Origin of the sequence: Methanoregula sp. (assembly GCF_052325125.1) — an archaeon.
Lineage (GTDB): Archaea > Halobacteriota > Methanomicrobia > Methanomicrobiales > Methanospirillaceae > Methanoregula.
On the sequence record NZ_JBKQWO010000001.1, the window covers coordinates 39,799 to 53,529 of the forward strand.

At 58.5% G+C, this 13,731-nt stretch carries 12 protein-coding genes; 2 read left to right on the forward strand and 10 right to left on the reverse strand.

The window, feature by feature from the left end; translation table 11 throughout:
• Positions 1-20: 20 nt before the first annotated feature.
• Together ACLQMU_RS00210 and ACLQMU_RS00215 are read left to right on the forward strand one after the other, a co-directional pair.
• The gene (locus ACLQMU_RS00210; RefSeq protein WP_422150586.1) at positions 21-614 is read left to right on the forward strand and encodes a PPC domain-containing DNA-binding protein; all 594 of its coding nucleotides are present in this window, start codon (positions 21-23) and stop codon (positions 612-614) included.
• A 22-nt stretch (positions 615-636) separates the two neighbouring features.
• On the forward strand, positions 637-2,478 hold the full coding sequence (locus tag ACLQMU_RS00215) for a YgiQ family radical SAM protein (RefSeq protein WP_443673478.1): 1,842 nt from the start codon (positions 637-639) through the stop codon (positions 2,476-2,478).
• A gap of 68 nt (positions 2,479-2,546) precedes the next feature.
• On the opposite strand, the gene ACLQMU_RS00220 is transcribed toward ACLQMU_RS00215, so the two are convergent.
• From ACLQMU_RS00220 to atwA, 10 genes are all read right to left on the reverse strand, one after another.
• Positions 2,547-3,896, reverse strand: a complete 1,350-nt coding sequence (locus ACLQMU_RS00220; protein WP_424040838.1) for a mannose-1-phosphate guanylyltransferase/mannose-6-phosphate isomerase — start codon at positions 3,894-3,896, stop codon at positions 2,547-2,549.
• 102 nt (positions 3,897-3,998) lie between these two features.
• Complete coding sequence (gene asnB / locus ACLQMU_RS00225) at positions 3,999-5,834, reverse strand: asparagine synthase (glutamine-hydrolyzing) (RefSeq protein WP_424040837.1); 1,836 nt, start codon at positions 5,832-5,834, stop codon at positions 3,999-4,001.
• A 518-nt stretch (positions 5,835-6,352) separates the two neighbouring features.
• Positions 6,353-6,847 carry a carboxymuconolactone decarboxylase family protein gene (locus tag ACLQMU_RS00230; RefSeq protein ID WP_422150590.1) on the reverse strand — a complete coding sequence of 165 codons (495 nt, stop codon included), beginning with the start codon at positions 6,845-6,847 and terminating at the stop codon, positions 6,353-6,355.
• Between the two features lie 9 nt (positions 6,848-6,856).
• Complete coding sequence (locus ACLQMU_RS00235) at positions 6,857-7,795, reverse strand: methanogenesis marker 7 protein (RefSeq protein ID WP_422150591.1); 939 nt, start codon at positions 7,793-7,795, stop codon at positions 6,857-6,859.
• Positions 7,792-8,373 (reverse strand): methanogenesis marker 17 protein, encoded by a 582-nt coding sequence (locus tag ACLQMU_RS00240; RefSeq protein WP_422150592.1) that lies wholly within the window; start codon positions 8,371-8,373, stop codon positions 7,792-7,794. Before ACLQMU_RS00240 ends, ACLQMU_RS00235 begins: the two co-directional genes overlap by 4 nt.
• Complete coding sequence (locus ACLQMU_RS00245) at positions 8,360-9,613, reverse strand: methanogenesis marker 15 protein (RefSeq protein WP_422150593.1); 1,254 nt, start codon at positions 9,611-9,613, stop codon at positions 8,360-8,362. Before ACLQMU_RS00245 ends, ACLQMU_RS00240 begins: the two co-directional genes overlap by 14 nt.
• The gene (locus ACLQMU_RS00250; RefSeq protein ID WP_422150594.1) at positions 9,610-10,056 is read right to left on the reverse strand and encodes a methanogenesis marker 5 protein; all 447 of its coding nucleotides are present in this window, start codon (positions 10,054-10,056) and stop codon (positions 9,610-9,612) included. The genes ACLQMU_RS00245 and ACLQMU_RS00250 overlap by 4 nt, the downstream gene beginning before the upstream one ends.
• Positions 10,057-10,058: 2 nt before the next feature.
• A complete protein-coding gene (locus ACLQMU_RS00255) occupies positions 10,059-10,517 on the reverse strand; it encodes a methanogenesis marker 6 protein (RefSeq protein WP_422150595.1) in 459 nt (152 codons plus the stop codon).
• Complete coding sequence (gene mmp3 / locus ACLQMU_RS00260) at positions 10,514-12,040, reverse strand: methyl-coenzyme M reductase-associated protein Mmp3 (protein WP_422150596.1); 1,527 nt, start codon at positions 12,038-12,040, stop codon at positions 10,514-10,516. Before mmp3 ends, ACLQMU_RS00255 begins: the two co-directional genes overlap by 4 nt.
• Before the next feature lie 9 nt (positions 12,041-12,049).
• A complete protein-coding gene (gene atwA, locus ACLQMU_RS00265; RefSeq protein WP_422150597.1) occupies positions 12,050-13,669 on the reverse strand; it encodes a methyl coenzyme M reductase system, component A2 in 1,620 nt (539 codons plus the stop codon).
• Between the last annotated feature and the right edge of the window lie 62 nt (positions 13,670-13,731).

Below are 13,731 nucleotides of genomic sequence, written 5' to 3' on the forward strand. Positions count from 1 at the left end.
TACAATATAAGGACGCGTGTATGCACTATTCGGAAGGCCGGCTCGGCCGGATATTTGTCCTGAGGATCGATGACGGCGAAGATTTTCTGGCCGCAACAAAGGAATTCATACAGAATAAATCAGTACAGACCGGCACCATCCTTTTTCTTGGCGCACTCAGGCAGGGGCGGATGGTAACCGGTCCCGAAGAGCTTGTCATTCCCCCGGAGCCTCATTATGTCATGTTCGAAGGTGGCTGGGAAATGGTGGGTATCGGCACCATCTATCCGGGCGATGACGGCCCTGCAATCCACTATCATGCCTCGGTCGGCCGGGCCGGCCATGCACTGACCGGGTGCCTGCGGGAGAAGGCGGTCACCTATATCGTTGCCGAAGTTATTATCCTCGAATTTACCGGTCTCGATATCCGCCGCAGGGCTGATGAGAAGACCGGCGTCTCCCTGCCGGTCCATGGGAGGCCTGACGGGACCGGACAGCAGTCCCCGTCGCCTTCAGCGAACAGGGCACCACCCGCTGAACCTGTACCTGAAGAGAAAGGGGAAAAGGAAGAAGAGGATGTGCCGGGGGGTCTTGCCGAGATCATCCGCGACCTGACCCGGCGCCCCCGGGCCTGATTTTTTAAAACAGAACGCCGCCATGAACCCACAACCCCCGTTTCTGCCTCTCACCTCCGCTGAGGGCAGGGCTTGCGGTATCGACCAGTTTGATATCATTCTTGTCACGGGAGACGCTTATATCGATCATCCCTCGTTTGGCACGGCACTCATCGGCCGGGTCCTCTGGGATGCGGGATTTTCTGTCGGCATCATCGCCCAGCCGGACGTGAAAACCGAACGGGACTTTACGGCCCTCGGGAGACCACGGCTCTTTTTTGGCATCTCTTCCGGCAACGTCGACTCGATGGTCAATAACCTCACCCCCAACCTGAAACGCCGGAGTTCTGACGTGTACTCGCCCGGCGGGGTTCCCCGGCGCCCGGACCGGGCGACCATCGTGTACGCAAACCGGGTCCATGCAACATATCCCGGTACACCGATTGTCATCGGGGGCATCGAGGCGAGCCTGCGCAGGTTCGCGCACTACGATTACTGGCAGGACCGGGTGCGCCAGTCCATCCTTGCCGATGCCCCGGCCACCCTTCTTGCCTATGGTATGGCAGAGCGGCAGATGGTAGCAATTGCCCGGCGGCTGGATGCCGGGGAACCGGCCCGGGCACTGCGGGATATACCGGGGACCTGCTGCACCATGGAAGTGGCCGAATGGCGGGTCGCACGGCCGGAGGGTGTCGTGGTGATCCCGGGCTTTTCCGAGGTCTCTTCCGACAAAACCGCGTATGCCCGGGCGTTTGCCCTGCACTACCGGGAACAGGACCCGGTCCGGGGGCGGACACTTGCCCAGCCCCACCCGAAAACCGTGATCGTCCAGAACCCCCCGGCCCCGCCCCTTTCTGCCGCCGAACTCGACCATATCTACGAACTGCCGTTCTCGCGCCGGACACACCCCTCGTACCCCGAGCCCGTCCCGGCGCTTGAACCGGTACAGTTCTCGGTGGTGAGCCACCGGGGCTGCTTCGGGAGCTGTTCATTCTGCGCCCTCACTCATCACCAGGGCCGGATCATCCAGAGCCGGAGCATCGGATCCATCGTCCGGGAGGTGACCCGGATGGCTGTGATGCCGGAATTCAAGGGGATCGTCAAGGATGTGGGCGGCCCCACAGCGAATATGTACGGCACGGAGTGTGATCGCTGGGGGACTGCGGGGGCCTGCCCGGACATGTCCTGCTCGCCGGCCTGCCCGACCCTCCGGACAAGCCACCGCAAGCTCGCTGATCTCCTCAAAAGGATCAGCGACGTGCCGGGAGTAAAGAAGGTGTTCGTCAGCTCCGGCATCCGGTACGACCTTGTGCTTGCCGACGATTCTGGTTCCCGGTACCTTGACGATCTCTGCGATTGCCATGTCTCGGGTCATCTCAAGGTCGCCCCGGAGCATATCTCGCCCCATGTAACCGAAGCAATGAATAAGCCGGACGGTTCGGTATTTGACCGGTTCGTTAACCGGTTCGAAGCCCTCCAGAAAGGGAAACCCAAACGCCAGTATCTCGTCCCCTATTTCATGTCCGGTCATCCGGGCTGCACGGTCAGCGATATGGTCGAACTCGCCGAATATATCCGGGATCGCGGGCTCTATACCGAGCAGGTGCAGGACTTCACTCCTACACCCATGAGCGTCTCCACGAGCATGTACTACACCGGCCTAAACCCGTTCACGCTCGAACCGGTACATGTGCCCAAAGGGAGGGAGAAGAGGATCCAGCGGGCGCTCATGCAGTACCGGGAACCACAGAACCGGGGCCTCGTGCTCGAAGGGCTCCGCATGGCCGGCAGGGAAGATCTCATCGGGAGCGGGAAGAAGTGCCTCGTGGCCGGGGAGAGCCGTGATCACCGGTTCCGGCCCGGGCCGGCAGCACAACGGAAATAAGCCAATGCCGGATCGCAGTCATAATCCGGGATCATGAAAACCACCCTCAAAAAGGAAAGGGCCCGATCTTACTTCCTGCCGTAATCATCCTCGAACCGGACGATATCGTCTTCTTCAAGATACTCGCCCAGCTGCACCTCGATCACTTCGAGCGGGATCACACCGGGATTTTTGAGCCGGTGCCGGATCCCGCTCCGGACAAACGTACTCTCTCCCTGCCTGAGCAGTTTTGTTTCGCCGTTAAGTTCCACTTCGGCCGTCCCGCTCACGACCACCCAGTGCTCGCTCCGGTGGTGGTGGAGCTGGAGGGAGAGTTTCTGCCCGGGCTTGACCGTCACACGCTTGATCTTGTGGCTGTCCGAATCCTCAAGCACAGTGTAGGATCCCCAGGGCCGGTGGACCTGCCGGTGGAACCGGGTGACCGGGTCGTTTTGTTTTTTGAACCGTCCGACGAGGTCCTTGACCTGCTCCGTGCATCGGTTATCGCATATGAGGAGTGCATCGGCCGTGTCCACTACCACGAGGTTGTCCACGCCGATTAGGCCCACGTGCTTGCCCGGTGCATGCACATAGTTGTCCCGTGCCGACAGGTATTCAGCTGTCCCGACGTTTCCCTCGCCATCATGCGCCTCGACCTCGTAGAGCGCCGCAAACGTTCCGAGGTCGTTCCAGTCAGTATCGAGCGGCACCACTGCCACCCTCTTTGACGGTTCCAGCAGGCCATAATCGATCGATATGGAGTCCAGTTTCGCGTATTCCGGCATTTTTCTCCCGCTAAAAGCGGCGGAGAGGCCGGGCTGGTATTTTTTAAGTTCCTCAAAGAACGTGGAGACAGAAAGGAGGAAGATCCCGCTGTTCCAGAGGTATCCTTTCTTCACGTAGCCTGCGGCGGTCTTTTCGTCGGGTTTCTCTTTGAACTGGTCGACGACAAATCCTTGGGCAAACGCCTCACCCGGTTTGATGTACCCGTAGCCGGTGTGAGGTGAGGTGGGAGTTACCCCGAATGTGACAAGATGCTCATGCGCAAGGGGTTCTGCGTCGCTGATCTGGCTGATCGCAGCCTCCCCAAGCAGATGATCGCTGGGGAACACCGCTACGATAGCGTTTTTGTCCTCTTTTCTGATTTGCTGCATCGCCCATGCAATGGCGGGCAGTGTGTTCTTTCCTTCGGATTCTGCGAGTATATGGCTGTCGGGTATGGCATACCCCAGATCGTCTATCTGGTTGCGCACGAGATACCGGTGGATCTCGTTTGTCACCACCCAGATCTCGACTTCCTTCGAGAGTTTTTTCGCCCGTTCGCAGGTCTTCTGGAACAGGGATTTTCCGTCCAGCGGGATAAACTGCTTGGGGAAATATTCGCGTGAAAGGGGCCACAGCCGCGTTCCCACGCCACCGGCAAGGATAATTGTCTTCATGCATTCGCCTGGTATCGGTACCGGGTGCGATCCCGGTACGGTATTCGTACCTTATTGTGTCCGGAGTTATCACTTATAAAACTCGATCCCGCACGGCACCGGTTATGATGCCTGCCCAACATCGGCAGGGGCGTCGATAAATTTCCGCATCCACAGCTCGGCGCAGGCGATCCGCCAGATTTCGGGGGAATACGCTGATCTGCCCTCCAGGAATGCGAGATAATCCTGGGTAACCGCCCCGGCATTCCAGTAGGGCCGGGATTTGAAACTCGCAGAAGAGAAAATCTCAAGCATGAACGGCCGGAGCTCGTTTTTCATCCAGCACTCTTCCGGTGTGACAAAACCCATTTTGTCCCGGCGGCATCGCACGGATTCAGGAACCTTGCCACGGATGGCCGTACGCAATGCAACTTTTGTGACACCGGCCCGGACCTTCTGCGAGAGAGGGAGTGATGCGACGTACTCCACCAGCCGCACGTCAAGGTACGGCACCCGGGATTCCAGGGAAAATGCCATCGCGTTCCGGTCCTCGTAGTGGAGAAGCGCCGGGAGATTGGTGGAGAGGAGTTCCCGGTGCAGGACCTCGTCGAGAGTGCCCTGGTACCGGTCGATCGTTTCCGGGGTACACTTCAGGAGACCCCTTCTGGTCCTGCGGACATGCAGCTGCTGCCGTGCGGACTGGAAGAAATCCCGGTGCTCTCTGAGGCTGCCGGCGATCTCACGGAGTGCCGTCCCCCAGTGATACGTGCGGAGGAGTCCCCGGATGTAACTACCCTGGTAGCCCAGGTACCCGGCAATGAGTTCGTCCGCCCCCTGCCCGTCGAGCACCACCTTGACCTTTTTTGCGGCGAGCCGCATGACGCAGTACTGGGCGTAGATGGAGAGCGAACCGAAGGGTTCGTCCTGCAGGTACACGAGCCGGTCGATGTCATCCCAGAGCTGATCCGGTGCGGGTTCTGTCCGGTCCGCATCGACCCCGGTTGCCGCTACGACCTCGTCGATGTACCGGCTCTCGTCAAATTTTGTATCAGAGAAGACGACCGAGAAGGTCTTCTGCCGGGCACCGACACTCTCCGGCGCTTCGCTCCTGATGAGCGTATTTATCAGGACTGTGAGGGTCGAGGAATCGATCCCTCCCGAGAGGCAGGTGCCGACGGCCACGTCGCTTCTCAGGTGAATGCGGGCCGCCTCAAGGAGCAGCTCGCGGAAGTGCGCCGCGACCGTTTCATCGTTTTCGTTTCCTCTAATCTCCGGGTTCACCTTCACGTCCCAGTATTGGTATGGTGATTGTATCCCATCCCTGGTAACCACCAGGGCATGGGCCGGCGCAAGCTGGAGGATGCCATCGAACATGGTATGACTGCAATGGTCCTGCACGCCCCACGCGAGGTAGGTGCAGAGCATTTTGTCGTCCGGTTTATTCCCGGTATCCGGGTGGGCAAGCAGCGCCTTGATCTCGGATGCGAATAAAAACGAACCGCCGGCCGTGGTGTAATAGAAGGGCTTGATCCCGAACCGGTCCCGGGCGCAGAAGAGTTCCTGTTTTTTCTCGTCCCAGAGTGCAAACGCCCACATGCCGTTGAATCGTGCGAGGCAGTCATGCCCCCATTCCTCGTAGGCATGGAGGATCACTTCGGTATCTGATTTCGAGTAGAACGTGTGCCCTTTTTTCGCCAGTTCTTCGCGGAGTTCGACAAAATTATAGATCTCGCCATTGAAGACCAGCCAGAGCGAGCTGTCCTCGTTTGTCATCGGCTGGAGGCCGTCAGGAGAAAGGTCGATAATGGCGAGCCTTCGATGGACAAGACCGGTGCTTCTGTTGATATGCGTGCCCTCGCCGTCAGGCCCCCGGTGGGCGAGCCTCTCCGACATGTCCGCGAGGAGCCGGCGATCCGGCCTGCCGCCTTGATAGCAGTACTGCCCTGCGATCCCGCACATTCGTTTGATCTATGGTCTGTAGAGGATTAAAAAGGTAATATGGAGCCTGTACTGCGATTTCACAATTGCATTTCGGGGTTATTATGGGTCAGTGGGGGTATTTTTGTTCTGCGATAAACAAGGGATCCGCAGCATATTCCGTTGTAATTTTTCCCTATTTTCATGACCCGCGCCCGAACGAAAATGTGATTTTACCCCCATCGACCCCTCCTAGTCCTAGCCCGGTACCGGTGCGGAATCGGACATTTTTCCGATGATAAAATATCTTCACTGGCAGGGGAAATACCCATCAGGGTATTGGAGGGTATGAGGGGGAAATTTATGTTACCTCCGACCGGGTCCAGTTCACCATGTTCCCGGCTCATGTACCCACCGTCCCGGAAATTACCGGGCCGGAATGTTCACGCGGAAAAAACCGTTGGGATAACCATCGAAAATCCCGGGAAGTCTCCCGGAAAAAACAAGGCAAGCCCCTGAAGTATTCAGGGACTACCCAGTAAGGAAAAAAAAACTGTCTCTCACTTCTTCGTACGGGCAGTCCCGGCCTTCTTTTTGCCGGGGGCCTTTTTCTGCTCCACCGCTTTTACATCACAGGGGAAACATTTCTCCAGTTTCTCGTCGACAACCCGGTAGGCATTGGCGAGCACCGATGAGTTTGCGATCATACCCGAGAGCAGGATCACTTCAAGGATCTCCTCCCTGGTCGCACCCATTTTTATTGCTGCCTGCATGTGATAACTCGTGCAGTAAGGACATTTTAAAGCCGCCCCGACTGCCATGCTGATGAGTTCCACGTACTTGGGATCGAGCCGGCTGGTTTCCGCCACGGTACCTTTGTAGAGGAGATGGGAGATGAGGACTTCGGGCCGCTCCCCCATGCGCTTGAAGATCAGCGGCACCCTGCCGTACTCGTTCTCGATCACCTTAAGCCATTTTTCGGCCGTGGCGTCAGCGCCCTGTTCGACAATCTGCCTCAGCCGGTCCTCAAACTCGTCCTCCTGTCTGCGTCCCATGATATCCTCCTATATCACCGTGTTTGTCTCCGAGAACGGCCTGACCCTCAGGATAATATAATCCCGCATGCGCGAAGGTTCGATGTCCGCGATGTCGCCAATCTTTATGCCGTCCTCGATCTCGGTCTTCCGGAGCACCTCGGCATAGGTATCGTACGGCAGTTTCACCCGCAGGCCTGACATCTGCACCGTAAGGGGGGTCGGCGAAGTAACCGCAAGAATGGCCGGCACCCGCTCGCGGATGACGTCCATGAGCCGGGCCGGGGAGACCGAGAGCGGATCCTTGGCGAGTTCCTCCCGGCGTTTCGAGAGAACCCGTGTGATCTCCGCGATAATCTCGTCAAGTTTCGTGAGTTCTTCGGACTCTTTTGTCCGGTGCATGAAACGTCCGACGTTTCCCACGTACCCGTCCACCTTTGGCTCTACGATACGCTGGAGCACCTCTTTGTCCGGGCCGCCGCAGAGCACGACCGGCACTTCTATCCCCCGGAGCAGCACCGGCATCTTGTGTTCGATGCAGGTCTCAAAATTCCCGAGCAGGTACACCGCGATATCGTGCTCGTTGATGACGTCGCGCTCCTCGTCGTTCAGGCCCGCGATCCTCTTTCCCGGGCCCCGCGCCATCCCTATCATGTTGCTTTTGGCACCGAGCCGGCGGACGTACTCGGCGATATCGCAGGACGGGTGCGGCAGGTGGTGGATCTCAAGGCTCATGCTCACGACCGCGATCTCGGTACCGACGAGCGGCGAGTCGGTCACTTCCCCGGCAAGCGGCTTTCCGATCGCCCGGATCAGTTCCACGTCGTCCTTTGGCACGAAACACTGGAGCACGACTTCCTGCGCGATCATATGCTTCTGGACGATGTACCCCCCGAGATCCTCTATGAGGTCGATGATCTCGTTGTGCCGGTAAATCCCACCCCGGTACGTAATCGGGACAAGGATCATGGCGCCTCACCCATAAGTGCAAATTTCTCGCGGACAAGTGCCTCTCCGGTGTCGGTCAGAGTGTCCTCGCTTGCCACAAACGAGAACTTCTCGGCACCGTAGTTCTCGCTCCTGACCCGGAACCCTTCCGGACAGATGCACCTGAGAGCGTAGACGAGATCCTTGTACAGCGACTGGCTGGGATCGGCAATCGCCATTTCCTCAATCTCCCGGGCACTGACGGTGATCCCGGTCAGGATGACCGTGAACCGGTCCGGCTGGTCGACGTGGTCATTCCCGAACCGGTCCCAGAAGATCCTGAGCATCGGTGCGAGATAGGTCTCATCAGAGATCGCGAGTGTCATCTTCCCTTCTTGCGGGTTAACGTTGGCGATGTCACCCACCCGGACAAGGGTGGCGACTTTTTTGAGGATCCCGACCGCTACAAAGATGGGGACTTTCGGGTCGATGTAGACATGGATCTTGTGGATCACCCGCAGGAGGTTGTGGTCGAGGAGGACGTCGTTGGTGATCTGCCGGTAGTACTCGCCGCCCAGTTTTTCCGTGCATTCCACTTCAAAGTACTCAATGGCCTGCATCTGTCCCGTCCTTAATAAACCCTGATGCCAGCAGCGCCGAACCGACCGCACCGATGTACTGCGAGTGCGGCGGGACGACGATTTTTATTTTGAGGAGTTCTCCCATCGCGTGCACCAGCCCCTCGATAAGCGAGGTGCCGCCGACCATAATCACGGGCTCCTTGATGTCCACTTCCTGGAGCTGCTGCTCGAAGACCTGTTCGGCGACACTGTGGCAGGCGGCTGCCGCCACGTCCTGCCGGGTGCTGCCGGCCGCGAGGGCGTTCACGAGGCTCTGGGTGCCAAACACGATACAGTAACTGTTCATGGGCACCCGGCCGCCCATGCCTTTCATCGCAAGCGGTCCGAGTTCCGTGATATCGACCCCGAGACGCTTCGCCGTCATCTCCAGAAACCGGCCACTGGCCCCGGCACAGATCCCACCCATCGTAAATGTGCCCGGGATACCGTCCATGACGGTTATCGCCTTGTTGTCCATGCCACCGATATCGATCACGGTCGCGGGTCCGTGCTGCTTATTGGCGAGGTAGACCGCCCCTTTCGAGTTTACGGTCAGTTCTTCCTGGACGAGGTCGGCGTTGAAATCTTTTCCGACCAAAAAGCGCCCATAGCCGGTGGTGCCGATTGCCTGGACATCCTCAATTTTCATTCCCGCTTCGGTAAGGGCGTGTTCGACGACTTCGCGTGCACACTTGAGCACCTCGGTGGTCGGCTGCCAGCCGGTGCCGATGATCTTGTTGTCCTTCATCACCACGGCTTTTGTGGTCGAGGACCCGGAATCGATCCCGAGCGTGATCCCCTCCTGGACCTCCCGGGCGAGAAGCGCCCTCCTCCGGGCAATCGTCGTGAGCGCTTCCATACGGGTGAGGAGCGTTCCCGCGGTCGTACGCTCGGTAAACGAGTAACTGACGACCGGAAGCTTCGAATGCTCGAGGATATACCGCCTGAGCTCGTTTCGCACGATCGCGGCCTCGGCGCACCGGAAACAGGTCGCAATAAAGATCGCGTCGGCGTCAACACGGCCGTCGACCAGCGCTATCGCCCGGGATATGGCGAGTTTCAAATCGGGGCTCCTGACTTCAAGGCCGAATGCATCAAAGTCCCGTATAATATCCTTGAGCGCGACGTCCGGGAAGAAGATCTCGCCATTGACGGATTTTGCTGCACTGTTTATCTCCTCCTGCACGCCCGAGTAGTCCGGCCCGCAGGAGAGCTGGGCGATGCGTACCGGCGCGGTCATGGTTTTGCCCCCAGATCGGTCAGGAACCGTTTGATCGCGGCGACAAACTGCGTCCCCTCCGCCTCGTTTTTCGGGTACTCCAGCTCGAGTCTGGGCATGTCTTTTTGCCGGATTAAAAACTTCAGGAGCTCGTTGGTACGAGCGCAGCCCATGCAGCCGAACGCGAGGTCGGCATTGTTGATGATGATCGCGGCGTCGCATTCCTCAATCATCGGACCGTAGAGGGACATGCGTCCGCGCACACCGCTGGGGACTTCCACGGCTGCCCAGCGAAGCCCTTTCTTGGGATCTTCCGGGGTGATCTGGAGCGGTGCTGACTCAAGTCCGGCGGTCTGGACGCGTTCACGGATGGCGATCGCGGAACCAAGCGGGGTGTGCCCGAACCGGGTCACCATATCGGAGAGGATCAGGCTCGTTGCGGGGTAGATGAATATTTTTGCCATTGTCAGGGCTCCTGTGCATCGATCAGTTTCTTTAAGGTGTATACGTCCAGGCGGGGTGCAGTCTGCGCGGCTTCCGGCGCCGGAACAGTCGCGGCATCGCGGTGACCGAGCTCTTCGATGGCGTGGGAGATGTAAGGGAGGATGGTCATCTCGTACTCGATCCCGTGGAACCCGGGCCGTGCGCCCCCGAGCGTCGCCCGGCACCTCCGGGCATCTCCCGGCGGGAATCCCCGGTCCTTGACAAAGATATAAGCCGGGTCCATCTTCCTTGCTTCGGCTATAACCCGGTTGACCTCCTCTTCTGTTCCCATGATAACGAGGCCAAAACAGGTCTCCTTGATCATTACTCCCTTTGCCACTTCGTACGCCCGGGTCGCGACATCTGCCGGGGTCACCTTGTAGGATTCCACCACCACGTACCGGGTCACGGTCCCGACGTTTGCCGGACTGTAGTCAGTCATTGCTTCACCTCGCGGATATACACCGTCTGCCGCTCCTTTACTTCTTTTAGCTTGTCCGTATCGATCACGCGCCCGATGATATTAGTGCCTTCAAACGGCTCCGATGTCGGGCCAAACTCCCGGTTTGCTGATAACCGCGCCCCCACAAGGCCGGCTCCTTTCCGGGAATCGTTGGTGATGGCGAGGGCTGCAGCGGGAACCTCACCGGTGGGACAGTTCTCCGGATTGATCCTGACGGATGTCGGGATTTTCGGTTTGAAAAGATACACGTCGTCGAAGACAAAGAACGACGGCATCATGCCGGCATCGTGGTCGGCAAGACCGGTGATCCTGCGGAACACCTCGCAGCTTTTAGGGGCCCGTACATCGTCAAGAACGATATCGATCACTTTTTCAAAGGGCGCTGTCGTTACTTTTGCTGAACGTTCGCTGAGTACATCCAGCGTCGTTCCGGGCTCCTGTGACACGATGATCCGGTCTGTACCTTCGGTGTCGATTACGAGATTGATCCCCCGGTCCTTCGCCAGCTTCTGTGCCTCTGCGAGCGGCAGGCCGAGAAGGTCAATGCGTGGGGGGACCACATGGATAGAGAGGAGATCTCCCTCTTTTGCAAGTTTTACCAGTTCGATCCCGTGTACGACCTGCCCGACTACGCTGTGGGCAGGACTGCTGGGGACGTCCGCGCGGTAGATATACACCCCGCCGACAGAAGGCCCTCCCGTGCGTACCGTTACCGTGCCCTCACGACGGGGGCGCTTGAACTGCGCCGGCACCTCAGTCCCGACGAGTTTCTGGTCAAGGATGTGTGTGCTTGTCGCCCGCCCGACTGCAAACTTCCCGGACTGGAGGGCAACGAGCAGGTGCTCGACGCTTCCGGCCGCCTCAGTCGTGATCCGTTCCGGGACATACCCCTGTGCGGTCACCTCGACACGGGTCACGATGAGCATCCCGTCTTCGAGAACGAGGTTTTTGTCGGTAGTGGTAAAGGATCGGCTGGTGTCTGCCCAGCTGATCACCGGTTCAATTTTTATGACTCTGTCACCGGTTGCCCACCGGTCGAGCACGGCCTTCCCGCTTACGACCCGGCCGGCCACGCCGCCGGTTTCGTCGGCGCCATGATCCGCGACATGACGGGTTTTTGAAAAAATCAGGTATGAGGTCTTCGGGTTGTAGCCGCCGCATCCGAGAATCAGATCGCCCCTGTCGTAGAGCCTGGGTTTGCGCTCCGGGCGGATGCCAGAGGGAAAAGGCCCGAATGCGGCCGCGTACCGGTCCGTCCAGTGAAGGGAAAGCGTTCCGGCAGCCTCCGGCTGTTCAAGAATATCCACTTCACGTCCGGCCAGTTCGAGGGTGATCTCCCCGGCAGTCGTAGTGACCGTGACACTTTGGGTTTTCTCCTGCTCCTTTGTCGCAGGCCGGATAATGGCGACAGCACATCCGGCAGGATGCCCTGGGATGAGGGAGCCAAGCGTGCTCCCCTCGCTTTCTTCACGGATCTCCCCGTCAAGGTGAACACGGATCATGTGCGCCACTCACGCTGGAGGCTGGCTCTGGCTCATGATCCTGCGTTCATCTTCGGTCAGGTATGCAAGTACATCGGCAGTTTTACCCATTTCGACGATCTTTCCACCCCGCATCAGGGCAATCCGGTCGCAGACCTCGCGTACGAATTCCATGTCATGCGAGACAACAATGAAAGTCTCGTCAATCTCGTCCCGGGAATGCATGATGGAATGCTTGACATCGATCTTTGTTATCGGGTCCATGGTACCGGTCGGTTCGTCGAGAATCACGATCTTGGGTTCCCGGATCAGGACCTGCGCAAGGGCGACACGGTGGCGCTCTCCCTCAGAGAGCTGGCCCGGCATGCGATCGAGGATCTCTTTACTTTTCTCTTCGGAAAATCCGGCCATCTTTAACGTGACTACGGCCTTTCGCATGGCCAGTTCCTTGGGGAACTCAAGGCCGATCGCATCCGTGAGGTTATCGAGCACGGTGCGGTGGGGGTAGAGGTCGTACTCCTGGTGCAACAGTCCGATGTACTCCTTGGCCCGGCCCCGTTGATCGATGCCGGGCTTGGTCATGTCCACCCATTCCTCGCCAATCCTGACGTTGATCTCCCCGCTCGTGGGTTCTATGAGGCCGGCGATGATCCTGGAGAGCGTTGTTTTTCCTGCCCCGCTCTTTCCTATGATGCCGAAGATCTCCTTGGTATACACGTCGAACGTGACGCCGTTGACAGCTTTGACGACTCCCCGGTCGACTGAGATATAGCGCTTGGTAAGATCCCGCGCCCCCACGATCTTTTCGCCCGCCTCCGTGTGTTCGAAGGTCTCCGAATCGTCGCAGCCCTTCATGAACTCGCCAATGACGTCTTTGGGCAATCCTATTTTTGCAATGGAGCCGTCGACGAGCAGGATGGCACGGCTGGCCACATCCTCGATCACCTGCGAGAAGTGGGAAGTAACCACCATGCCCATATTATTGGTCTTTGCCGCCTCAGTGAGCATCGAGTGGACGATCTTTGCGGTCCCTGGATCGAGCGTGCCGGTCGGCTCGTCAGCAAAGAGTAAAAACGGCTCTTTTGCAAGCTGCCGGGCGAGCACCACACGCTGCTTTTCGCCACCCGAGAGGTCACGGGCGATATGCATCATCCGGTGGGAGAGCCTGACTTGGTCGATGAGATCGGCTGCACGGTTGATCGCCTTCTCCTGCGGGTAATCGATGTCATCGAGTGCGTGAAGAACATTCTCGATCACGCGGTCATCGCCGTACAGGGCAAAGGTCCGCTGGAACATAATCGCCGTGCGGCGCATGACCCGCCTTTTCAGCGCCTCGTTTGTCTCATTCCAGAGATCCACATCGAGTGCCGCAAGCATGCCGCCGCAGTGCGGGCAGGGCTTCCCGGCTGCGCTTGCCACGTCCATATAATCGCAGGAGGGGCATGCCGACACATGGTAGATAATCCTGCCACTTGTGGGCGGCTGTTCCACCCCCCGCATCAGGTGGATAAGAACGGTTTTGCCGGCGCCGCTCCTCCCAATAACCCCCAGGATCTCCCCTTCGGCGATCTCGAATGAGATATTTCTGAGGGCATGCGTGCCGTCAAAATCCATACAGATGTTGTCGACCGTGATCAATGGAGCCTTCATAATTCCCTTATACCTAATGTGATACTGGTGTCATATTACCTTTTATATGATGCGCGCTGTCG

Bases quoted from the DNA above. Each gene is read 5' to 3' on its own strand.
- ACLQMU_RS00210 (WP_422150586.1), top strand. From the start codon at position 21: ATGCACTATTCGGAAGGCCGGCTCGGCCGGATATTTGTCCTGAGGATC.
- ACLQMU_RS00215 (WP_443673478.1), top strand. From the start codon at position 637: ATGAACCCACAACCCCCGTTTCTGCCTCTCACCTCCGCTGAGGGCAGG.
- ACLQMU_RS00220 (WP_424040838.1), bottom strand. From the start codon at position 3,896: ATGAAGACAATTATCCTTGCCGGTGGCGTGGGAACGCGGCTGTGGCCC.
- asnB (WP_424040837.1), bottom strand. From the start codon at position 5,834: ATGTGCGGGATCGCAGGGCAGTACTGCTATCAAGGCGGCAGGCCGGAT.
- ACLQMU_RS00230 (WP_422150590.1), bottom strand. From the start codon at position 6,847: ATGGGACGCAGACAGGAGGACGAGTTTGAGGACCGGCTGAGGCAGATT.
- ACLQMU_RS00235 (WP_422150591.1), bottom strand. From the start codon at position 7,795: ATGATCCTTGTCCCGATTACGTACCGGGGTGGGATTTACCGGCACAAC.
- ACLQMU_RS00240 (WP_422150592.1), bottom strand. From the start codon at position 8,373: ATGCAGGCCATTGAGTACTTTGAAGTGGAATGCACGGAAAAACTGGGC.
- ACLQMU_RS00245 (WP_422150593.1), bottom strand. From the start codon at position 9,613: ATGACCGCGCCGGTACGCATCGCCCAGCTCTCCTGCGGGCCGGACTAC.
- ACLQMU_RS00250 (WP_422150594.1), bottom strand. From the start codon at position 10,056: ATGGCAAAAATATTCATCTACCCCGCAACGAGCCTGATCCTCTCCGAT.
- ACLQMU_RS00255 (WP_422150595.1), bottom strand. From the start codon at position 10,517: ATGACTGACTACAGTCCGGCAAACGTCGGGACCGTGACCCGGTACGTG.
- mmp3 (WP_422150596.1), bottom strand. From the start codon at position 12,040: ATGATCCGTGTTCACCTTGACGGGGAGATCCGTGAAGAAAGCGAGGGG.
- atwA (WP_422150597.1), bottom strand. From the start codon at position 13,669: ATGAAGGCTCCATTGATCACGGTCGACAACATCTGTATGGATTTTGAC.